We start from the raw sequence: 21301 nt of genomic DNA, 5'->3' as shown, positions 1-21301 counted from the left end.
CTGTTAAGTTCGACTCCACTCGAACAAGTACGAGTTTATTCGAACAGAGTGGGAGTGATCGTGACGACGACGGAAACGACTGTGGTCCGGACCGCGGGCACGCCGGTGCGCACCATGTGGCTCGCGGCCTGGCCGGTGGCGGCGGTCTTCGTGCTGTCCAATGCCGCGACGCCGCTGTATGTGTTGTGGCAGAACCGGATCGGCTTCTCCAAGGGCATGCTCACGGTGGTCTTCGCCTGTTACATCGCGGGTCTGCTCGGCTCGTTGCTGGTGTCCGGGGTGGTGTCCGATCGCTGGGGCCGTCGGCCGGTCCTGCTGCCCGCGCTCGCCTTGGCGCTGCTCGCCTGCGTGATCTTCGCGACGGCCGGCAGCGTGGCGGCGCTGCTGGTCGCCCGGTTGTGCACCGGGGTCGCGGTCGGCGCCGCGGTCTCGGCCGGGATGGCCGCTGTCACCGATGTCGCGGGGCCGCAACGGAAATCGCAGGCGGCGCTGCTCGCCTCGTGTGCCATGGTGTTCGGCGCCGGCGCCGGGCCGCTGTTGTCCGGCATCGTGTCCGAGACCCTGCCCGCCCCCACCGTGACCGTCTTCATCGTCGAGGCGGTGCTGCTGCTGACCGCGGCGGTGGCGGTCGCCCGGCTGCCCCTCGGCAGGCCGATGTCCGGTGACCTCGGCAGGCCCGCGCCCGTCGGCGTCGGCGGGCCCGCGCCCGTCGCCACCGGTGCGTGGATCCGGGTTCCGCGCGTGCCCGCCGGCCGGGGCCGCGAACTCGCGCTCGGCATCGCGGTATTCGCGCCGGGTATCACCGCGACATCGTTCGTGCTGTCGCTCGGCCCGGCCCTGCTGTCCGGGCTGCTCGGCGTCACGAGCCGAATCCCGGCCGGCGCCATGGCATTCGGCATGTTCCTCACCGCCACCGCCGTCCAGTTCGCGGTCCGCCGCGTGCGCCGCTCACTGATCATGATCGCGTCGGCCGTGGCCACCACGGCGAGTACGGCCACGCTGGTCGCGGCGGTTCGCACCGAGACCGTCGCCTGGCTCGTCGTGGCCGCCCTGCTGGCCGGCGCGGGTCAGGGGCTGGGCCAGTTGGGCGGGCTGTCGCTGCTCAACGCCACCGTCCCGGCCGACCGCCTGGCCGAGGCCAACGCGGCTTTGAACATCGGCGGGTATCTACCCGCCGGTCTGCTCCCGGTGGTCGCCGGCTACCTGGGCGATGCCGCCGGAATTTCTACCGCCACAACCATTTTCGGTGCTATCGTCGCCGTCGCGGCCGTTCTCGGCGGATTCGCCGTATGGCTGACGCGCGCCGGTGTGAGGCGCGAACCCGCCGCGGGTGGGCGAGATCCGAGGTGAGTTCCCGGGTCTCGTGCCGCATTGCCCTTCATCACCGCGGTGCGCCGAGCCCTGGCGTACCACCGGGCCGGTACGGCGGATCGTCGGCGCCATCCCGGCTCGGCCGCTTGCCGCCGGATCCGGCCGCCGCCGAGCCCGCCCGGATGCTGTACGACTGCCCAGTGTTAGCCTGACGGCCATGCCCACCCGGCGACGAGGCGCGAACGACACGACCACCCGGCGCGAGCTGCTCGACGCGACGGCACGCATCATGATCGCGGACGGTTACGCCGCCGCCAGTGCGCGACGGGTGGCGGCCGAGGCGGGCGTCAAACCCGCGCTGGTGCACTACTACTTCCCGACCATGGACGATCTGTTCGTCGCGGTGCTGCGCGAGGGCACCGAGGGGCACTTCGGCAGTCATCGGCGGGCGCTCGCCGGGCCGCGGCCGTTGCACGCGCTGTGGGAGCTGGCCAAGGACGCGGAGCGCAACTCGCTGATGGTGGAGTTCTTCGCACTCGCCAACCACCGCAAGGCGATTCGCGCCGAACTGGTCGCCTACGCCACCCGGTTCCGCGAGGTGCAGCTCACCGCGCTGACCTTCATCCTGCGGCAGTACGGCGTGAACATCGAGGAGTTCCCGCCGGTGGCCGTGTCGCTGCTGTTGTCGACGGTGACCACCATCCTGGTGATGGAGTCGAACATGGATCTCACCCTCGGTCACGAGGAGACCATCGCGCTGATCGAGCGATACCTGGACGGGCTGGAACCGCCGGTGGCGGCGGACGGCGGCGCCTGAGTTCTGTTGTCCACTCGTACAGCGAACCCCTTCCCTGGACGCTGCTGGACTGCTACTCTCGATTTTCGGTAATCCGATTACCGGATTTGCGTAAGGTGAATCCCCTAATTCGAAAGCAGTGGTCTCCGCACCGGTCGTGCCACCGGATCGGCGGAGGCCCGTCTTCCCCTGCCGGGAAAGGCTGGACAGCACATGACCGATCTGGCATCAGTCGACTACTTCTCCGATCCGGATGTCGCCCAGGATCCGTACGAGTACCTGGCGTACCTGCGCGCGCGGAATCCGGTGTTCCGGGAGCCGCACCACGACGTGGTGGCGGTGACCGGTTATCAGGAGGCGAACGAGATCTTCCGCGACGCCGAGCACTTCTCCGCGGCGATCTCGATCGGCGGGCCCTTCCCCCCGCTGCCGTTCCGGCCGGCCGGCGACGACATCACCGCGCAGATCGAGGAACACCGCCATCTGTTCCCGATCAACGAGCACATGGTGACGATGGATCCGCCCGACCACACCCGCACCCGGGCCCTGCTGGCCAAACTCCTGACGCCGAAGCGGTTGAAGGAGAACGAGGAATACATGTGGCGGCAGGCCGACCGTCAGCTCGACGAGTTCCTGGCCGCGGGCCGTTGCGAATTCCTGGACGAGTACGCGAAACCCTATGCGACGCTGGTCATCGCGGATCTGCTGGGCGTGCCCGACGGCGATCGCGACGAATTCCGGTCCGCGCTGTCCGGGCACGAGGAACCGGGCAGCCGGGTCGGCGCGCTGGACCACGAGCCGGTGGGCCTGAACCCGCTGGAGTGGCTCGAAGGGCGATTCGGCGCGTACATCACCGACCGGCAGCGGCAGCCGCGCGAGGACATCCTCAGCGTGCTCGCCACCGCGACCTATCCGGACGGGGCGAAACCCACTGTCGCCGAACTGGTCCGGCCCGCCACCTTCCTCTTCGCGGCGGGACAGGAGACGGTCACCAAACTGCTCAGCGCGGCGGTCAAGGTGCTCGGCGAGCAGCCCGAGTATCAGCGGGTGCTGCGCGAGGACCGTGGCCTGGTGGGCCAATTCGTCGAGGAGTCACTGCGTTTCGAGAGCCCGACCAAGGTGGACTTCCGATTGGCCAAGCGGTCCACTCAGGTCGGCGGCGTGGACATTCCGGCGGGCACGGTGGTGATGTTGTGCATCGGCGCGGCCAATCGGGACCCCCGGAAATTCGAGAATCCGGACGAGTTCCGGCTGGACCGCCGGAATTCGCGCGAGCACATCGCCTTCGGCCGCGGCATCCACACCTGCGCGGGCGCGCCGCTGGCCCGCGCCGAGGGGCAGGTGACGCTGAACCGGCTGCTCGACCGGGTCCGCGACATCGCCATCGACGACGGGGCGCACGGCGCCGGGCCGGACCGCGGCTACCGCTACGAGCCGACCTTCCTGCTGCGCGGCCTGCGCGACCTGCACATCACCTTCGCGCCGCTGGGCGCTTAGCCACGCGGAATGTGCACGGGGACAACGCGTTCCCGGTGATTCAGACCGCGGTGGGCAGCAGGTCGCGGAATCCCGCGGCCCCGGGCTGGAACTCGCAGCAGCGGAACAACTCCGGGGCCGCGGGCGCCTGCTGCCCGGCCACCGACAGCGCGCGCGCCTTGAACGCCTGGGCCGCCCGGCTGGCCCGGTGCTGCACCGGGTCGAACCGCGCGCCCAGGTCGCCGAGCGGCCGGTCGCCCCAGAAGGTCACCTGATCGATCAACTCGTGGTCGAAGACGTCGAGCAGGCCCGCGCGGACCCGATGGTCGGCGGCGAACAACTCGGTGTCGATGGCGAGCGCGTTCGGCATCGGGCTGCGCACCCGTGACGCGAACGCCGACTCCAGGTCGACGACCCGCACGCCGAGGATCTCCAGCGGCCGGGTGTCGGCGTGATCGGCCACGATCGCCGTCACCTCCCAGCCGGACGAGGCCCGGTCGAACAGCCAGCCCCCCGCGTACCGGACCACGTCCGCGACCGCGGGCGCCAGCGCGACCAGTTGGTACCGGCGCCGATGCTCGCGGGCCACGGCGACCGCGCGGGCTCGGGGATGGGAACGGGTGCGAGGGCCGGAATGGGCAGCTCGGGACATCTGACTTCCTTCTGGTCGGGCAGCGGTGACCGCCGCAGAGTGACGCCGTTGCGGTGGGTGAACCGTCGGCCACGAGACAACCAGATGTTTGCCCGCTGTGACAAGGGTCTCAGCGAAACTTTTTTGTCATCGACTGCCGGAACTCGTTCCGGCACGCGGTACGGGCTACCCCACGGCCGCCGAGATCAGCTCCGCCGTCCGCCGGCGAAGCTCGCCGCGAGCGGCGGGATCGTAGGCCTGCGCGTCGGCGCGGGCCGGTTTCCGGCCGTTGAAGTACGCGCCGTTCGGCACGTCCTCGGTGATCAGCCGGACGACCGCGTCCCCGCCCTCGTCGACCGTGCTCAGCGGCGAACCGCCGAACTCACGCACCATCGTGGTGTCCATGTAGGTGGCCGGATGCAGCGCGGTCACCATGACGCCGGCGGGCCCGAACTCCTCGGCGAGGTCGAAGGTCGCCATGATCAGCGCGAGCTTGCTGCGCATGTACGCGGCCGCCCCCGAGTAACCGTGCTCGAAGTTCAGATCCCCGAAATCCAGCGCCTGCTGCCCGATCGAGGCGACGTTGACCACCCGCGCGGGCGCCGCGGCGATCAGCAGCGGCGCCAGCTGGCGGACGAGCCGGACCCCCGCGAGATAGTTGACGGCGAAACGCAATTCGTACCCGTCGGCGCCGAGTTCACGCGCCGAATCCGGCGCCCCGAACCCGACACCGGCATTGTTGATCAGCGCATCGAGCCGATCGGTGACCGCGCCCACCTCCCCGGCGAGCCGATCCACCTCCCGCAGCGACCCGAGATCGGCGATCAGCACCTCCGGCTCCGGCCCCCCGGCGGCCAGGATCTCCGCGCGCACCCCCGCACCACGCTCCCGATCCCGGCCGTGCACGAGCACCCGCGCCCCCGAGCGCGCCAGCCGCACCGCCAGATGCCGCCCCAGCCCGTCGGTGGAACCGGTGATCAGAATGGTCTTGCCGGGCATGTAGCCTCCTCGCCGTCATTCCGCAACCCGACGAACCGGATGGTTCGCACCCGAGCCTACTCCCGCGCCCGACCGGCCGGAATCGGCTGTGCGGCAGAGCTACTGGCGGCTCAGTGGAGCTCGCCGGCGCGGGTACGCGCCCCCGTGCCGGACGCCCGGTCTCGATGGCGCCCGCTCGCCTCGGCCGCGTCGACCAGCAGGTCGTGCAACACCCGGGCCGGGGGAGCGGCCTGCGCGCTGTTCAGCGCCACTTCGGTGAACGCCTCCGACAGTGCCGCGGCGGGAGCGAGCCGGCCCGCCACGAAACTGCGGCCACTCAACTGTGCCCGCCATTCTCGGAAGCCGGAAACGGTGCGGCGCAACGACGCTCGGTCGGCGGCGGGCAGACCGGGGAGGTATGCGCTCAGCAGTCCGCGCTGGGTGGCCCGCCGAGCCCGGAAATCACCGGCGAGGTCGAGCGCGCCGCCCATTTCCCGCACGATCGACGAATACACCGGTCGCCGGGCGCTTCCCGACGCGATGAGGCCGGCGCGCACGGCCGCTGAGGTCTCCTGTCGCAAGGCCTCCGGGTCGGTCGCGGCATTCGCCGACAAGGTGATTCGCGCCGGAGGGGGGCCGATCGTGATCCGTCGCGCCGGAGTGTCCGTGAAGACCCGGGGCCGGACGGCCGCGGACGCCGGGGCCGGCTCGGTATCCCATTCCAGCCGGGTCGTCTCGCCCTCCGGCAGCGCCGCGATCCCGATCGCGCCGAGCACGATCATCGGATAACGCGGCAAGACGTCGTCCACCGCCGCGACGATCTCGAAGAGGACCTCGTCGGGCACGGCCGGAGTGTCGAATCCGAACGCCGTCACACCGTGCCGCTCGGCGAGCTCTCGTACCAGGCGTGCCGCGACGGACTCGCCGGAGCGCGGCGGCACCGGCTCCGCCGTTCTCCGCCCGGGCCGGTCGGATCTGCCCGCGGGACGCGCGGCCGGCCGGCCGGGACCGCGGGGAGACGTCTCGGCGGAGCCGTCGCGCGGGGCGGTGCCGGCTGCCCCGTCCATCGCCGGGCCGGTAGCCGGGCCACGTGCCGTATTCCATGGGGTGCGGCCGGTGCGTCGCTCGGTCGTCGCATCGGACCAGGACGGCGTGGTAGGCGCGGGTATTTCCGCGGCAGGCGCGGCGCCCGCGGCGCCCGAGACGCCCGGCTCGTCGGATTCGCCGGCGCCGGTAGGGTTTCCCGTCGCCGGGGAGTCGGACTCGTCCGGCGCGGAGTTCCGATCCGAATCCGCCGCTCGGCGTGATCCGGAATCGGCATCGGCACCGGCCGGTCCGGCGTGGCGGGCACCGCCATCGTGTTCCGAAGGCGCGAACCGATCACCGGAACCCGGCGCGGAAATTCCGGCCGGATTCCCGATGGTGCCGGCCGGGGCGGACGGCGTGGACGACGCGGTGGTCCCGCCCGTCGGCGCGGACCCGGACGGCGAGTTCATGACGGTGATCGGGGCGGTGTCGTTCGAGTACCGGGGAGCGATGGCCGACTGCGAGATCGGGCTGTCCCGGAGATGCCGCCCGCCGATCAGGTCCTGATTCTCGAAATTGTCCGCCAGTTGGCGGAGATCCGATCCCGATTGCCGCGCCACCTGCGCCAGGTCGTTCAAATTGGTTCGCGTCTGCTGATATTCGGGCACGTAACTGTCGGCGAATGCCTTGCCGGTGTCGTCGTTGCCCCACGGCGCGCCGCCGGCCTCCAACGCCGACAGCAAACGCTGGACGGCAGTGTACACCTCGGCGCCGATCCGATCGAACGCGGCGGCGTGGTCCCGCAACGCGTCCAGGTCGGCCGAAAACTGCTCACCCACCGGCGTCCTCCCCTCTCGCATCCATTGTGGCGCGGCTCCACCATTTCCCGTCCGTGGGCAGCGCCGGCTCACCAGCCGTGGGAAGATCGAATCTCCGGAGGAAAATTTCAGGTGGGTGGTCGGTGCCCGAGCAGCAGCCGGGAGATGCGAGCCACCTGCTGGCCGAAGTTCCCGGAGCAGTCCGCGATCTGGTGATCGGGCACTGGCCCGCGACCAGCGTTCCCGGGATGCGCGGCAACGGTGACGCCTATATGCGGGCGAGTGCCGATCTGAAGAACTCCGCGGATGAATACGAAGCGCGGGGCGCGCTGGCGGAACAGGCGCTCACCGGTGCGAGCAGGGAAGGTCTGGCGCAACGTAATCGCAGCGTCGTGAAAGCGATGCGCGATCAGGCCGCGGTGTGTGAGGGTCTGGGCCGGCAGTGCTACGACACCGCCGATGCCACGCTCGAGGTCCAGCACCAGCTGATCGTCACCGGCATCATCCTGGGGGCGCAGCTCGCCTACGATGCGCTGTTGTTCTTCCAGGGCGGCGGCCTGAAGGCGCTCAACGACCGTATCGCGGCCGAGGTGGCGATGCGGGAGGCGGTCGAGCAATTGGCCGTCCGGACCGGCGAGGAGGCCGCGGCCGGAGCGGTCCGGCGTGCCGCCCTGCGGGGGCCATCCACGCGGCGAAGATCGGCGCCCTCACCAGCGGCCTGACCAGCGTGGGCGCGCAGGCCTGGGATATGGCCGACGGTATCCGGAAGGACTTCGACTGGGGTTCGTTCGGCGAAATGCTGGTGGCCGGCACGGTGGGTGGTGTCGCGGGCGCCGAAGTGGGCCGTCGCCTGGCGCCGGTCGTCATCGAACGCCTGTCGGGGCGGGCGACCACCGTCCTGGGCCGGCTCGTGACCCATGTCGGCGGCACGGTGGTCATCGGTGGCGCCGGCGGTGTCACGGGCGGTGTGGCAGGTGTCGTGCCCTCCCTGATCATTCATCACGGCGACATCCACAGCCTCGGGGATGTGTACCGGCAGGTTCGTGCGGCGGTCGTCACCGGTTTCGGCGGAGGTTTCGTCGGGGCGGCGTTCAGTTCGCTGCGGGTCCACCAAGCGGGCCGGGCCGCGATGCGCGACGGATTCGACACGGATGTGGCCGCCCGGCAGCGTGCTTTCGGCACGAAGATCGACGCGTTGCTGCGATCCGGCGCGGTGCCCGAGATCGAGGTGATCAAACAACCCAGGACGCCGGGCGATTCGGCCCGTCTGGTGGAGCGGCTGGTGTTCCCGGACGGCACCGCGGTGATTCACAAGGTGGTCGCGGATCCGCAACACGCGCACGCCGAATACCTCACCTCACTCGTCGGCGACGCGGCCGGCGCCAACGTGCCCGCGGTGCATGTCGTCGGCCGCGACGTCTACATGGAAGTGGCGCCCGGTGAGACCGCGGTCGCCGCCTATCCCCGGGATTGGTCTCCGCACGAACGATTCCTGAACACGCCCGCCGGGGTGCGGCTGGGAGTTCTCGATGCGCTGGTGCGACCACTGGATCGCAACAGCGAGAACTGGATGGTGGCTCCCGACGCGGATGTGTGGGCGATCGACAACAGTCTCGCCTTCCACAATTCCGAGTACGCGGACAGGAGGATGAGTCCGTTCGCGGAGCACTTTCTGGAGCGCGCACCGGACGGCAGTGTCGTGTGGAGGGACCATTCGCTCACGTCGGCCGAAGTCCAGGAGGTGCGGGCCCGGGTCGAGGATCTGCGGCCGGCCTTCGTCGCCGCCGGCCGTACGGACTGGCACGACGTGGTGCTGCATCGGCTGGACGCGATGGCCGACCACTCCGTCGACGTCGTCGCCGCCCGTCGGGCGGACGGCCCGCCACCCCCGCCCGCTCATACCCTCGCCGAAAATGGTTCGTCCCCAAGGAATTCGGAGGATCCTCGCACCGGTGCGCGGCGGGATGTCTCGGCCGGTCCGGTACGTGACCGCCCGGCCCTCGCCGGCGAGGACGGGCCGCCCGGGGGGACCGGCCGTTCGGCCGGACCGCGACCGGCCGACGCTGCTCCGGCAGAGGAGACACCGGGGAACGCGCAACCGCGACAACCACGGCCCGAGACCGATGCACCGCCGGACGCGCTGCCGGTCGAGCCGGAGCGAGTCGTGGATCGTTCCGCCTTCGATGAATCCCTCCGCGATGGACCGCCGACCCGGCCGTTGCCGCGTGAGGAACCGGAAGTCGTTCCGCCGGAGGAGGATCCGCATACGCCGCGGCCGGCGCCCGATGCGCCCGGGATGACGATGAACTATCGGCATCCGGACGGCGGTCACGTCGAATTGGTACTGACCACTCCCGACGGCGCCCGATTGCCGTTGCGACTCATTCCCGGTCGCGAGTACGTCCTCGGCCGCGGACCCGGCGCCGTGCTGCACGGCGTCGCCACCGAATACGTCTCCAATCGGCACGCGGTCATCAAGGTGGACGACGCCGGCCACGTGTTCGTCCGCGACGAGAATTCGATGAACGGAACCTTCGTCGACGGAAAGCAACTCGTCGCCGGCGGCTGGGTTCGCGTGTACGACGGTCAGGATCTGCGACTGAGCCGCCATCTGGAAGTCGGTCTGCATTTCCAGCGGCAGATGACCGAGGTACGCCTGTTCGGCGACGAGGGTCCGAACCTGAAAATCTATCGGAACCAGGAGATTCCGATCGGCCGGGCCATGGTCCACCCGGACGCGTCCGGGCGATCCATGATCTCCGCGAAGCACGCCGTGCTGGGTATGGACGACCTCGGCCGGGTATGGATCAAGGACGTCGGTTCCAAGAACGGCACCCGGGTCAACGGCGAGAAACTGGTCACCGGGCAACCGCGCTATCTGGAGCCCGGCGACTCGGTGCGTCTCGGAGGTTATTCCGGCGAGGCGGAATTCCTTCCGCCCGGAGCGTCGCGGGACGCGAATCCGGTCCGGTTCCTGATCCGCGGTGCGGACGGCGTCGCGCTGTCGGCCCGGCTGGAGCCGGGACAGTGGGTCCACGTCGGCACCGATCCGAGAAGTCCGTTGGCGGAGCAGTTGGGAGGAGTCCGCGGAGTGGCTCCGCGACATGCCGTCGTCGGTCTCGACCACGACGGCCGGTTGTGGGTTCGCGCGGATCGTTCATCCGACGGTGTCTGGGTCAACGGGGACCGGATCGAGACGGGGCAGCGGGTCAGCATCACCGAAGGGGACAATGTCGGATTCGGCCCCGACTTCCGCGGCACCGCCCATCTCGGTGCCGACGCCCATGTCCCGGCCGCGGAAATCCGCTTCCTCGATTCGTTCAACGGGTCGATCCGGTTGGAGCCGGGAGACGAACACACGATCGACCTCCGGAGCCTGCACGGCGACGCCGGCCCGATCAACCTGCAGTACGTGAACGGCAAGCCCGTGGTCATACCGAATCCAGGAGACGAGATCATCCTGGGTCGAGATCTCGACGGCCGGATGTGGATCCGGAGCCAGGATCCGCAGTTGCTCTCCTACGAGGTCAAGGTCGGCGACGAACTCCTGACTCCGGGAGAGAAGCGCTATCTGAATCCCGAGGACCGACTCACCTTCGGCAGAAACGACGCCGAATTGCGTGTGGCTGGTGCGGATCCACTGGTTGTGCGCCTGACCGACGACGAGCACGCCACGCCTCTCGTGTTGCGTCCCGGAGAGGAAATGCGGATCGGCCGCACGCCGGGCTCGCTGCTCGCCGACCGGCTCGCCGGCCACGATTCGGTGCTACCGCACCACGCCACGGTCTATCGCGACGTTTTCGGTGACGTCATGCTCCGGGCCGAACCGTCGGAGGGCGGTACCTGGGTCAACAACGTCCGGGTCGATCCGGATACGCCGGTGAAGTTGCAGCCCGGGGATCGGATCCGATTCGGTGACTGGGCCGGTGCCGCGTTGTTCGACGGCGAGGGTGGCCGCACGGTCGTCCGAGAGTCGATCGGGGTGAAACTCAACGGGCGCCACGGCGATCTGGCCCTGGATCTGGTACCCGGCGGCGAACCCGTGCTGTTCGGCCGGGGCGCGCCCGATTCGGTTCTGCCGCAAGATCTGCCGCGGATCGGTGAGCTGTCCCGCAAACATGCCAGCATGGGCGCCTACTCGTCCGGCAGAATCTGGATACGCGACGAGGGATCGTCCTACCACACATTCGTCAACGGGATTCGGATCCCGCCGGACACCAAAGTGATCTTGAAACCGGGCGATCACGTCGTGTTCTCCGATCCGGATGCGTTCGAATTCACCGTGTCCTATCCGCCGGTCGACGGCGGCCTGTTTCTGAACGTGATGGACCGGACTCCTCAGACCGCCGGCATGGTGGAGCAGCTTGCCCGCATCCCCGCCCGCGTCTACGCCAGGGTCAGCGAACACATGAACGCGGTCCCCGGCGGCGGTATCGTCATCGGTAACCGGCAGATGCTGGATCTTCCGGGTAGCGACAGCTTGCGGGGCTCGACACCGTACGGCCGAAAGCCCGGCACGAGCTGGAATACGGTCCGGGGCGTATACCTGGGCGGTCCCCGCCGGATCCTCATCAACTCCGGTGGTTCCGGTGGCAGCTCCAATGTGGTGTGGCACGAATTCGGGCACGCCGCCGACGCGGCCCACGGTACCGGTGGCCGATGGCTCAGCGACGGACCGGAATGGATGGCGATCCACAACGATATGATGCAGAAACTACCGCACAGACCCGGCTGGAACTCTTACTACAAGATGCCCAGCGAAGCGTTCGCGGAGGCGTTCACCGCCTGGATGCACGGAGGCACGAAGGAGCTGAAGAAATTCACCCTCGGCGATGCCCGCCTCGCCGCCTCGATGAAGGATTATTTTGACAGCGTATTCGGATGACACCAGTCCCCCCATGCTCGCCGAGGACGGCGTGACCGTCCTGCTGCACCTGCGCGGTCGTACCGAGGACGGCGTCTACTACAGCGGTTACGAGGAATTCCGTCCCGGCGATCCGGAATACGACGAGATGCTCCCCGCGGCACGGGAGAACCCGATCTCGACCGAAGAACCGGAACGCCCCGTCGACGCCGCGACCCTGGCCGCCATCCTGCAGGACAGCGGCCTGGATCCCGACGAGTTCACCAAGGAGTAGTTCGCGCGGTCTACTCGGCGGGCAGGCCGAATTCGGCGCGGGCGGCGGCGGGGACCAGGTCGAGGTATTCGCCCGGGTGTTCGGCGATCACCTTGCGGACATAGGTGCAGTGCGGGAGGACGGCCAGGTGGCGGCGGCGGGCGTCGGACAGTGCCGCGGCGACGAGTTGTTTCGCGAGGCCGCGGCCGCCGAACGCGGAGTCGATCTCGGTGTGCGTGAAATCTATGGTGTCGCCGGACAATTCGTACTCGGCGAAGCCGGCGGGGGCGCCGTCGTCGGTGATCTCGTAGCGGTTCGCGCCGGGATTGTCGTGGATGTCGGTGCTCATCGGATGCTCCTTCACGGGGTGTCGGGGTGACGGGGCCGGACCGGGTGGCGGCTGACGATCGAGATCCGGTTGAACGCGTTCATCGCGATCACCACCCAGCCGACCGCCGACAGTTGTTCGGGGGTGAGCTGTGCGGCGGCCTCGGCGTAGTCCCGGTCCTGGGTGTGGTCGTCGGGCAGCACGGTCAGCGATTCGGCGAGGGTCAGCGCGGCGCGCTCCCGGTCGTCGAACAGCAGGGTGTCGCGCCAGGCGGGCAGGGTCGCGAGGCGCTGTGCGGTCTCGCCGTGCCGCAGCGCCTCGCGGGTGTGCAGGTCCAGGCAGAACGCACACCGATTGAGTTGGGAGACACGGATGTTCAGCAACTCGACCAGGCGGCGGTCGAGACCGGCGGCCTCGGTGGCCTGCCGCACGGCCTCGGCCACCTCGAGCTGGGCATGGTACGCGGCCGGATGCTGCTTGTCGATGTAGGTCCGGGCGGGGGTGGTCGTGACCGTCTCGCTCATCACAGCACCCGCTGCCCGTACATCTCGCCGAGCGGGTCGGCGATCAGCTCGATCCGGGCGCCGTCGGGGTCGCGGAAGTAGACCGAGACCCCGCTGTGCCGCTCGTAGGCGACGCCGGCCGCGTCGAGCCGGCGCACCGCCGCCTCCCACTGCGCGGGCTCCACCGAGATCGCCATGTGGTGCAGGCCGCCCAGCACCTCGCCGTAGGGGCCGAGGTCCAGGCCCGGGAAGTCGAAGAAGGCGAGCAGGTTGCCGTTGCCGATGTCGAAGAAGAAGTGCGACGACCCGACGTAGTCCCGGTTCTCGATCAGTTCGGTCAGCGGGAAGCCCAGCAGATCCTGATAGAACCGGATGGTTCGTTCCACGTCACCGCTGATCAGCGCGGTGTGGTGCAGGCCGCGCGCGGTGGACGCGCCGCGCTCGGCCGCGGGCCGCAGGTAGGTCTCGCGCAGCCGTTGCCGGTCGGTCGGTGTATCGGACATCTCTGCCTTTTCTCGGGTGCGGATACCGTCCATCATGGCCGGTGCCGATGAACGGACCGGTCAGAGCTGGACCGTGGCGTGCATTTCCCACACCAGGATCTCGGCGGGCTCGGTCGCGGTGACCCGTTGCCCGCCGGTGGCGGTGAACCGCACCGCGTCGCCGGTGGCCAGCGGCCCGCTGCCCTCCAGCGTCACCGCGCCGCGCGGCACGAACAGGTGCAGGAACGGCGCGTCCGGCAGCGTCACGGACTGTCCGGGCGCCAGGCGTGCCGCGTGCAGGGCCGCGTACGAGTTGCGGATGCGGATCGCGGCGTGGTCGGCGTGCTCGGGCATCCCCGACGCGACCGTGACCAGCCCGCCGGACAGCAGCTCGGCGTCGATCTCCAGCTGCTCGTACCCCGGCGTGATCCCGGCCTCGTCGGGCACCACCCACATCTGCACGAAGTGCACCGGGTCGCGGTGCACGTCACCGCCGAGCCGCCAGGAGTCGTTCTTCTCCGAGTGCATGATGCCGCGCCCGGCACTCATCCGCTGCGCCAGTCCCGGGTAGATCACCCCGTTGTTCCCGGTCGAATCCTGGTGCACGAGAGAACCTTCCAGCACCCAGGTGACGATCTCCATATCGCGATGCGGATGCGTCTCGAACCCGGTCCCGGGATCGACGATGTCGTCGTTGTTGACCAGCAGCAGCCCGTGATGGGTGTTGGCCGGGTCCTGGTGATGACCGAAGGAGAAGGAGTGCTTGGAGTCCAGCCAGCCGAACTCCGACCTGAACCTGTCCGCCGCGCGGCGGACGTCGATGGTGGGGGTCGCGCCGATGGTGGTCATGTGCCGTCCTCGCTGTCGGTGATCCGGGCCGCTTCGACGGTCCGGATGATTTGGTTTCCATGTCCACCAACAGGGGTGCGGCGGGAACTATTCCGCCGGCTCGCGGGTTGCTATCGGTGCCGTCGTCGGTATCACTTGTGCCGAGGGGGTCATCATGGCTTTTGCCGCGCGCCGATCGGGGGAGCTGGGCAGCCGGTGCGACGAGGCTGCGCGGCCGGAGAACCGGTCAGAGGACGCGATCGTGGTCGCCGCGCTGGAGAAAAGTGGGTTTCACCGGCCGCCAATGCAGGTGCTCGACCTTGCCCGCGAGACGGTGGGGAATCATCGCGGCCTGCTCGACCGCCTGCGCGAGGCGTGAACGTCCGCCATCCGGAGGGTGGCGGCGATCGGGCAGCGGGCCGGAAGCCGTCCGGGGTGTGGGGTGCCATCGGTATCGCTCCGCCTCGATGGCACCCCGGCTCACCGCCGGGTGGGCGGCGGCGTCGTGCCGGCCGCCGGGCGGTGGATCAGGGCAGGACCTGGGGGACGACGACCGGGTCGACCGCGCCGACGATGCCGCCGATGAGCGCGCCGAGGACGGTCGGCACCGGGTCGGTGAAGGAGCCGGTGGCGGAGCCGATGGCCGCGCCGGTGACGGCGCCGTTGAGCACCGGGTCCGGGTACTGGGCGTCGGGGTTGGTGGCGACCTCCAGCGGGATGCCGCCGGAGACGGTGTCCGCGGTGGCGGCGGCGTTCGCGGAACCCGCGAAGAGGGCGGCCGCGGCCAGCGGCAGGGCGCCCGCGGTCAGGATGCGAGCGGTCGTGGTGGCCAAAGATTTACGAGCCATTGTCTTCCTTGTCTTCCGAACGTTCTTCCGGCAAAACTCGAATCGAACACCGCCGTCGAAAAACGGTGTACCGGAGTAGATCCAGGTGCCGGAAGGTCTGTCAACCGAATCCGATCGGGATGTGAGGTGAATCACGTTGACATGTCGGAAATCCGCTCGTCGATGGCCGGGGCGGGGCGATTGCGGGTATTCGCACACGAAATTCACAGTGCGTCAACAGTTTCGGTCGTGATGGCGCACAATGGCCAGCGGCCGCCGAAAGTCTCTGCGCGGGTGCGGAACCCGTCGAGCGTGGACCGGGCGGCGGCAGGATCGCGGCGTGGCGCGGATCGGCGGGGACGCCGGTCGGTTCGGGTGCGGCCGCCGTGCCGGGATTTGCGGGCCGATGGCCGGCCGGGTGCGGTAGCGTCGCGGTGTGGGGCCCGAGCCGATTCCCTACCGCGAGCATCCCGTGCGCGGGGTGCCCGGGGCGCTGGTGTGGCGGCGGCGGGTGTCCGGGGCGGCGCTGGTGCTGCCGGACGGGTGCATGGATCTGCTGTGGCTGGGGGAGCGGCTGGTGGTGGCGGGGCCGGACACCCGCGGATATCGAGTCGCGGCGCCGGCCGGTGCGGCGGTGCGCGGGATCAGGTTCGCGCCGGGCACGGCCCCGGCGCTGCTCGGGGCGCCGCCGGGGGAACTGCTGGACAGCCGGGTCGCGCTGTCCGAACTGTGGCCGGCCGATCGGGTGCGTCGCGCGGTGGGACTCGTTGCCGCGGAGGGTGATCCGTTGCGCGGGCTGGCCGAGATCGGGCGGTGGCTGACGGCGGACGCCGGTCCGGTGGATCCGGTGCCGGAGCGCATCGTGCGGTCGTTGCGCGGCGGCGCCTCGGTCGCGGCGACCGCCGACGCCGCCGGATTGGGCGCGCGCCGGCTGCATCGGCTATCGCTGGCGGCCTTCGGATACGGGCCGAAGACGCTGGCCCGGGTGCTGCGCCTGCAGCGCGTGCTGGCGCTGGCCGACCGCGGAATCCCGTTCGCGGAGTGCGCGTTCCGGGCCGGATACGCCGATCAGCCCCATCTCGCGCGGGAGGTGCGGGCGCTGACCGGCCGGCCCTTGCGGGAGTTGCTCGGTCAGGACAGCGGCGCGTAGAGGTCGACGCCGTTGCCGTCCGGATCGTGCACGGTCGCGTAGCGCTGACCCCAGAACGCGTCGAACGGCGTCAGTTCGCCGTGATATCCGGCGGCGGTCAACTCCGCGTACCAGCTGTCGACCGCGGCGGGATCGGGGCAGCGGAAGGCCAGATTCATCCGGCCGGCCCCGCCGCGCCAGGCCGGATGGAAGGAGCGGATGGTGGCCTCGGTGTCGAGGGTGAACCGGAACCCGCCGGGCAACTCGGCCTCGCGGTGCCCCGGATCCTCGCCGAACCGCAGCCCCAGCCGGGTGTAGAAGTCCACCGACGCGTCCAGGTCGGCCACGACCAGGCCGATCACATCGAGTTGTGCTGTCATGCCGATCACCGTAGATCGGGCGGGCCCGGGCCGTCTTGAACGAATCGGACACCGGCGCAGCGCCCGGAATTCCGGCGCAACCACCGGCGGTCCGGATGAATCCGCAGGTCCGGGTCTCGACGCCGATGCCGGAGGCGGCGTAACCGGGCGCACCGAAATCCGATACCGGCCGGAAACAGACCGCTGGAACCGTCGATTCCACAGCACCGGCAGCACGAGGGCGAAGGGATCGACCAGGATGGGAATGCCGATCACGCCCGCCCGTAACACCGCGGTCACGGCGGGGAGACCCGCCCGCAACGGCCGCTGCCTACCGTCCGGGACCATGAGGACGGCCGGGCACGGGGGCCACGACGTGCGGCGGTTGCGCGATATCCTGCGCGCCGCCGTTCGCGGTGGCAGTTACCCGCGCGGCCTGTTGCCGAGCGAGGCCACGCTGATGGCGGCCCACGGCGCTTCCCGCGCCACGGTGCGCGCCGCCCTCGCGCTGCTGCGCACCGAGGGGCTGATCGAGCGCACCCAGGGCGTCGGCACCCACGCCGTCGTCGCGCCGGTCGAGACCTCGTTGCCCGAGGCGCACGGCGTGATCACGCCGGCCCACGACAGCCTGTTCAACCAGCGGATGCGGCCGCGCGAGCTGGACCGCTCGGTGCTGCCCGCCCCGGACACCGTCGCGCGGCGACTGCGGATCGCCCCCGGCACACCGTGCCTGCGCCTGGAATACGTTGCGCTGCATCAGGACGAGCCGATCGCGATCGCCACCAACTACGTGCTGTTCCCGGAGGCGGACAAGCTGCGGGACACTCCGTTCGTCTCGGACTGGTACCGGCTGCTCGCCGATTCCGGTGTGGCGCTGTCGGACTCGGAGTTCGTCTTCGACTGCGAGCCCGCGGACGCCACGCTGGCCGCGGTGCTGGGCATCCGCGAGGGTACCCCGCTGATGGCGCTGGAACAGCTCATCTACGACCTCGACGGCAGGCCCTTCGACCTCGCCTTCATCCACACCCGCGGCGAACGCTTCCGTTTCGTCTCCCGCGGTACCAGCCCGACGCTGTCGTAACCGCGTCCCTCCCGGTATTCGTCCCGCGCGGCGCCCGCCGCGCAGAAAGGTCCGGTCATGTCCGAAACACCCTCTCTACCGGTGACTCTCACCGATGCCGCGGCGGCGCTGCGGGCCGGCACGGTGACCTCGGTGGAGCTCACCCGGGCCGCCGTCGGCGCGGCCGACCGGCTCGACGGCGCGCTCGGCGCCTATCTGGCGCGCTTCGACGACTACGCCCTGGAACGCGCCGCGACGGCCGACGCCGAACTCGCCGCCGGTCACGACCGCGGCCCGTTGCACGGAATCCCGTTCGGGGTCAAGGACATCATCGCGATGGCCGAGGGCCCGACGACGGCCCAGAGCCTGATCCTCGATCCGGCGTGGGGCGCCGGCAAGGACGCCCCGGTGGTGACCCGGCTGAAGGCGGCCGGCGCGGTGATCACCGGCAAGTCGACCACGATGGAATTCGCGGTGGGCATGCCGGATGTCACGAAACCCTTTCCGGTGCCGCGCAATCCATGGGATCCGGCCACCTGGCCGGGCGGGTCGAGCTCCGGCGCGGGCATCGGCGTCGCGTCGGGCATGTTCCTGGCCGGGCTCGGCACCGACACCGCGGGCAGTATCCGCATCCCGGCCGCGTTCTGCGGGGTCAGCGGGCTGATGCCGACCTTCGGCCGGGTACCCAAATCCGGTTGTGTGCCATTGGGTTACAGTCTCGACCACATCGGCCCGCTGGCCCGCAGCGCGCGCGACTGCGCCGCGGTGCTCGCGGCGATCGCCGGTCCGCACCCCAGCGATCCGGACTGCGTGGACGCCCCGTTCACCGTCCCGGACTGGATCGGCGACCTCTCGGGCGTCCGCATCGGCGTGGTGCGGGAGGGGCACTTCCCCGAAATCGGTGACCCGTCGGTGGATTCGGTGTTCGAGGCGGCCGTCGCGGTCCTGGCCGCGGCCGGTGCGACCGTCACCGAGGTGACGCTGCCGTACCGGCAGGAGATGATCACCGTGGACATGATCACCATGGGCTGCGAGGCGCTGGCCTATCACCGCACCGACCTCTCCGCCCGCTGGGACGACTACTTCCTGGCCACCCGGGCCATGCTGGCGATCGGCGCGCAGGTTTCCGGCGCCGATTACGTACAGGCGCAACGGGTCCGGCGGGTCGCCCAGGACGCGATCGGCCGGCTGTTCGACACCGTCGATGTGCTGGTCTGCCCCACCGCCTCCACCGGCGCGCCGACCTTCGAGTCGATCACCGGCCCGGACGGCGCACCCGACATCGGCACCCTGTTCAGCCTCATCCACACCCCGTACTGGGACACCCTGGGCAATCCGGTGCTGGCCGTGCCGATGGGGTTCACCGGCGCCGGGCTGCCGCTGTCGCTGCAACTGGCCGGCCGGGCCTTCGCCGAGGCGGAGATCCTGCGCGTGGCCGACGTCTTCCAGCAGGCCACCACCTGGCACCTGCGCACCCCCGAAACCGTCGTGGCAGGAGTACCGGCATGAGTGAAACCGTCAAGACCCTCCTGGAGCTGTCCGCCCTGCCTGCCTCGGAGGCCGAGATCGCCGCCTACGCGGCGGGTTTCGAATTCCAGCGGGCCGGGGTCGACGCGCTGTACGCGGTGCCGGAGGCACGATACGCGAGCCCGGCGCTGCACTTCCGGGCCGCGGCGCGCATCGTCGACTGGGCGGACTGACCGGTCAGCGGTCGCCGTCCGGACGCTCCGGTTCGTCGAGCAGCCGCCGATGCAGTTCGGCGGTCATCCGATGGATCGCCCGCGTCAGCTCGGTGTTGGTCTTGAGCTCCAATTCTTGTTCCCGGAAGTCGTGATCGGCCTTCAACTGCTGGAATTCCGCCTGCCGGTTCTGGCCGATCATGACGAAGGTGGACAGGAAGATCGCCTCCAGCGACACCACGAGAGTCAGTGTGGGCCAGGGGTTCTTCTCGGCGAACAGCATCCAGACGGCGAAGCCCGCGGCGTGGATGTACACGAACATCATGGAGCCGGCGAATTTGGTGATCCAGTCCGCGACCCGCAGTTGCAGGCTGGCCGCGCGGCGGTCGCGCAGCTTGACCACCGCGGGGTGCTGATCTCGTTTCGGTGGCGGGGGCGTGGTCATGCTCGGTCTCTCCTCACGGTCGGCCGGTGCCGAGGTCGCGCCGGATCCTAACCGCGTGGCGGCGCCGCCGCCGGTCGATCTGCCCTGCCGGGGCGTCGGGGCCCACGCGTGCGAGCATGGGTGCGGACCGCCGAACGAGCCGAGGAGACCGGATGAGCACCGCATCGGAGTTGAAGGCCCGGGTCTGCGCCGAGATCGAGCGGCACGCCGCCGAGATCGTCGCGCTCTCCGACGACATCATGCGCCATCCGGAGACCGGCTATCGGGAGACCCGCACGGCCGCGATCGTCGCCGACCGGTTCACCGCGATGGGCCTGTCCCCGCAGACCGGCCTGGCCCGCACCGGTGTCAAGGCCCGGCTGCGCGGCGGCGCGCCGGGGCCGACCGTCGCGATCCTCGGTGAGCTGGACAGCCTGCTCATCCCGGACCACCCGTACGCCGATCCGGTCACCGGGGCCGCGCACGCCTGCGGGCACAACGCGCAGATCGCCTCGATGATCGGCGCGGGCCTCGGCCTGCGCACGGTCATCGGCGAACTCGCCGGTGACGTGGTGCTGTTCGCCGTCCCGGCCGAGGAGTGCGTCGAGGTGGGGTGGCGAATGTCGTTGCGCGACAACGGCGAGATCCACCAGACCACGGGCAAGGCCGAACTGATCCGGGCCGGCCACTTCGACGACGTCGATCTGGCGATGCTCACCCACACCGGCGTGGACACGCCCCCGATCGCCTTCGGCATGCGCGGCAACGGTTCTCTGGTCAAGCGGGTCCGCTTCCACGGCCGGGCGGCGCACGCCGGCGGCATGCCGTGGGCCGGGATCAGCGCGTACAAGGCCGCGACGGTCGCCATCGCCGCGATCGACGCGCACCGGGAGTTCTTCACGGACGCCGACGCGGTCCGGGTCCATCATCTGATCACGCATTCCGGCGATTCGGTCTCGGCGATCCCGGCACGTACCGAGCTGGAGATGATGATCCGGGCCCGCACCGTCGAGGCCATGCGCGACGCCTCCGAGCGGGTGGATCGCGCGCTGCGCGGCGGCGCGCTGGCGATGGGCGCGGATGTCGAGATCACCACGGCCGTCGCGTATCTGCCCTTCCGCGACGACGAACCCTTCGCGGAGGTGACCGCCGTGAACGCGACCGAACTGCTCGGCGCCGACGCGGTCGGGCGCATCCCCGACCTCACCGGCGGCTCCACCGATATGGGCGATCTCGGCGCGGTGATGCCGGTGGTACATCCGCTGGCCGCCTCGGGGTGCGCGACCCCGTTCCACGGCAACGCCTACTACACCGCCGATCCGGTGGCGGCCGCCGTGGTCCCGGCGAAGGTGATGGCGTGCACCGTCGTCGACCTGCTCGCCGACGGCGCGGCCGCCGCCCGCTCGGTCATCGAGCGCAGCGGGCCGAAGCTCGGCCGGGAGGAATTCGTCCGGCTGCACGATTCGCTGGCCGACAGCGAGTACTTCCGCGGCGGGCTGCTCGGGACCTAGCGCAATGTGGCACATACC

General features: G+C 70.1%; 22 protein-coding genes. 12 read left to right on the top strand and 10 right to left on the bottom strand.

The window, feature by feature from the left end:
• The first annotated feature begins 60 nt into the window (after positions 1-60).
• From NRB56_RS04275 to NRB56_RS04265, 3 genes are all read left to right on the top strand, one after another.
• Positions 61-1350: an MFS transporter gene (locus tag NRB56_RS04275; RefSeq protein ID WP_319942533.1), complete on the top strand. Its 1290-nt coding sequence runs from the start codon at positions 61-63 to the stop codon at positions 1348-1350.
• Positions 1351-1528: 178 nt separating this feature from the next.
• Positions 1529-2128, top strand: coding sequence for a TetR/AcrR family transcriptional regulator (locus NRB56_RS04270; protein ID WP_153339196.1), 600 nt, complete (start codon positions 1529-1531; stop codon positions 2126-2128).
• A gap of 192 nt (positions 2129-2320) precedes the next feature.
• Positions 2321-3604: a cytochrome P450 gene (locus NRB56_RS04265; RefSeq protein WP_153339195.1), complete on the top strand. Its 1284-nt coding sequence runs from the start codon at positions 2321-2323 to the stop codon at positions 3602-3604.
• A 40-nt stretch (positions 3605-3644) separates the two neighbouring features.
• Here the strand turns inward: NRB56_RS04265 and NRB56_RS04260 are convergent, their stop codons facing one another.
• The 3 genes from NRB56_RS04260 to NRB56_RS04250 all read right to left on the bottom strand — a co-directional run bounded on the left by NRB56_RS04260 (position 3645) and on the right by NRB56_RS04250 (position 7057).
• Positions 3645-4235, bottom strand: a complete 591-nt coding sequence (locus tag NRB56_RS04260) for a hypothetical protein (RefSeq protein WP_153339194.1) — start codon at positions 4233-4235, stop codon at positions 3645-3647.
• 165 nt (positions 4236-4400) lie between these two features.
• Positions 4401-5213 carry an SDR family NAD(P)-dependent oxidoreductase gene (locus NRB56_RS04255; protein ID WP_153339193.1) on the bottom strand — a complete coding sequence of 271 codons (813 nt, stop codon included), beginning with the start codon at positions 5211-5213 and terminating at the stop codon, positions 4401-4403.
• Between the two features lie 110 nt (positions 5214-5323).
• Positions 5324-7057 (bottom strand): WXG100 family type VII secretion target, encoded by a 1734-nt coding sequence (locus NRB56_RS04250; RefSeq protein WP_194290720.1) that lies wholly within the window; start codon positions 7055-7057, stop codon positions 5324-5326.
• A 122-nt stretch (positions 7058-7179) separates the two neighbouring features.
• Between NRB56_RS04250 and NRB56_RS04245 the strand changes: the two genes are divergently transcribed.
• From NRB56_RS04245 to NRB56_RS04235, 3 genes are read left to right on the top strand one after another with little or no spacing between them, the layout of a single operon-like run.
• Positions 7180-7758 (top strand): WXG100-like domain-containing protein, encoded by a 579-nt coding sequence (locus NRB56_RS04245; RefSeq protein ID WP_153339191.1) that lies wholly within the window; start codon positions 7180-7182, stop codon positions 7756-7758.
• A gap of 26 nt (positions 7759-7784) precedes the next feature.
• Positions 7785-11921, top strand: coding sequence for an FHA domain-containing protein (locus tag NRB56_RS04240; RefSeq protein ID WP_153339190.1), 4137 nt, complete (start codon positions 7785-7787; stop codon positions 11919-11921).
• Positions 11902-12174: a hypothetical protein gene (locus NRB56_RS04235; protein WP_153339189.1), complete on the top strand. Its 273-nt coding sequence runs from the start codon at positions 11902-11904 to the stop codon at positions 12172-12174. Before NRB56_RS04240 ends, NRB56_RS04235 begins: the two co-directional genes overlap by 20 nt.
• Before the next feature lie 10 nt (positions 12175-12184).
• On the opposite strand, the gene NRB56_RS04230 is transcribed toward NRB56_RS04235, so the two are convergent.
• From NRB56_RS04230 to NRB56_RS04215, 4 genes are read right to left on the bottom strand one after another with little or no spacing between them, the layout of a single operon-like run.
• A complete protein-coding gene (locus NRB56_RS04230; protein WP_153339188.1) occupies positions 12185-12502 on the bottom strand; it encodes a GNAT family N-acetyltransferase in 318 nt (105 codons plus the stop codon).
• An 11-nt stretch (positions 12503-12513) separates the two neighbouring features.
• Positions 12514-13005 carry a carboxymuconolactone decarboxylase family protein gene (locus tag NRB56_RS04225; RefSeq protein WP_153339187.1) on the bottom strand — a complete coding sequence of 164 codons (492 nt, stop codon included), beginning with the start codon at positions 13003-13005 and terminating at the stop codon, positions 12514-12516.
• Positions 13005-13487, bottom strand: coding sequence for a VOC family protein (locus NRB56_RS04220; RefSeq protein WP_153339186.1), 483 nt, complete (start codon positions 13485-13487; stop codon positions 13005-13007). Before NRB56_RS04220 ends, NRB56_RS04225 begins: the two co-directional genes overlap by 1 nt.
• Positions 13488-13547: 60 nt before the next feature.
• A complete protein-coding gene (locus NRB56_RS04215; protein WP_153339185.1) occupies positions 13548-14315 on the bottom strand; it encodes a pirin family protein in 768 nt (255 codons plus the stop codon).
• Positions 14316-14469: 154 nt separating this feature from the next.
• On the opposite strand from NRB56_RS04215, the gene NRB56_RS04210 reads away from it, so the two are divergent.
• On the top strand, positions 14470-14673 hold the full coding sequence (locus tag NRB56_RS04210; RefSeq protein ID WP_153339184.1) for a hypothetical protein: 204 nt from the start codon (positions 14470-14472) through the stop codon (positions 14671-14673).
• 148 nt (positions 14674-14821) lie between these two features.
• Here NRB56_RS04210 and NRB56_RS04205 read toward each other — a convergent pair whose 3' ends face one another.
• A complete protein-coding gene (locus tag NRB56_RS04205; protein ID WP_153339183.1) occupies positions 14822-15142 on the bottom strand; it encodes a glycine zipper domain-containing protein in 321 nt (106 codons plus the stop codon).
• A 415-nt stretch (positions 15143-15557) separates the two neighbouring features.
• Between NRB56_RS04205 and NRB56_RS04200 the strand changes: the two genes are divergently transcribed.
• Positions 15558-16271, top strand: a complete 714-nt coding sequence (locus NRB56_RS04200; protein ID WP_319942532.1) for a helix-turn-helix domain-containing protein — start codon at positions 15558-15560, stop codon at positions 16269-16271.
• On the opposite strand, the gene NRB56_RS04195 is transcribed toward NRB56_RS04200, so the two are convergent.
• Positions 16253-16630 (bottom strand): VOC family protein, encoded by a 378-nt coding sequence (locus NRB56_RS04195; protein ID WP_153339182.1) that lies wholly within the window; start codon positions 16628-16630, stop codon positions 16253-16255. The two genes, NRB56_RS04200 and NRB56_RS04195, sit on opposite strands and share 19 nt — an antisense overlap.
• Positions 16631-16955: 325 nt before the next feature.
• Here NRB56_RS04195 and NRB56_RS04190 point away from each other — a divergent pair, with 325 nt between their 5' ends.
• Genes NRB56_RS04190 through NRB56_RS04180 form a run of 3 tightly spaced genes read left to right on the top strand, consistent with a single transcriptional unit; the run spans position 16956 to position 19369 of the window.
• Positions 16956-17690, top strand: coding sequence for a GntR family transcriptional regulator (locus NRB56_RS04190; RefSeq protein WP_153339181.1), 735 nt, complete (start codon positions 16956-16958; stop codon positions 17688-17690).
• 57 nt (positions 17691-17747) lie between these two features.
• The gene (locus NRB56_RS04185) at positions 17748-19178 is read left to right on the top strand and encodes an amidase (RefSeq protein ID WP_153339180.1); all 1431 of its coding nucleotides are present in this window, start codon (positions 17748-17750) and stop codon (positions 19176-19178) included.
• Positions 19175-19369: a hypothetical protein gene (locus tag NRB56_RS04180; RefSeq protein WP_153339179.1), complete on the top strand. Its 195-nt coding sequence runs from the start codon at positions 19175-19177 to the stop codon at positions 19367-19369. The genes NRB56_RS04185 and NRB56_RS04180 overlap by 4 nt, the downstream gene beginning before the upstream one ends.
• A gap of 4 nt (positions 19370-19373) precedes the next feature.
• On the opposite strand, the gene NRB56_RS04175 is transcribed toward NRB56_RS04180, so the two are convergent.
• On the bottom strand, positions 19374-19793 hold the full coding sequence (locus NRB56_RS04175; RefSeq protein ID WP_153339178.1) for a DUF1003 domain-containing protein: 420 nt from the start codon (positions 19791-19793) through the stop codon (positions 19374-19376).
• A 152-nt stretch (positions 19794-19945) separates the two neighbouring features.
• Here NRB56_RS04175 and NRB56_RS04170 point away from each other — a divergent pair, with 152 nt between their 5' ends.
• Entirely contained in the window at positions 19946-21283 is a 1338-nt protein-coding gene (locus tag NRB56_RS04170) for an amidohydrolase (protein WP_153339177.1), read from the top strand.
• Positions 21284-21301: the final 18 nt, after the last annotated feature.

Origin of the sequence: Nocardia aurantia, from assembly GCF_009604425.1 — a bacterium.
Classification (GTDB): Bacteria; Actinomycetota; Actinomycetes; order Mycobacteriales; family Mycobacteriaceae; genus Nocardia; species Nocardia aurantia.
Note: the sequence above shows the minus strand (reverse complement) of the source record. Positions and strands in the feature narration are given on the sequence as shown.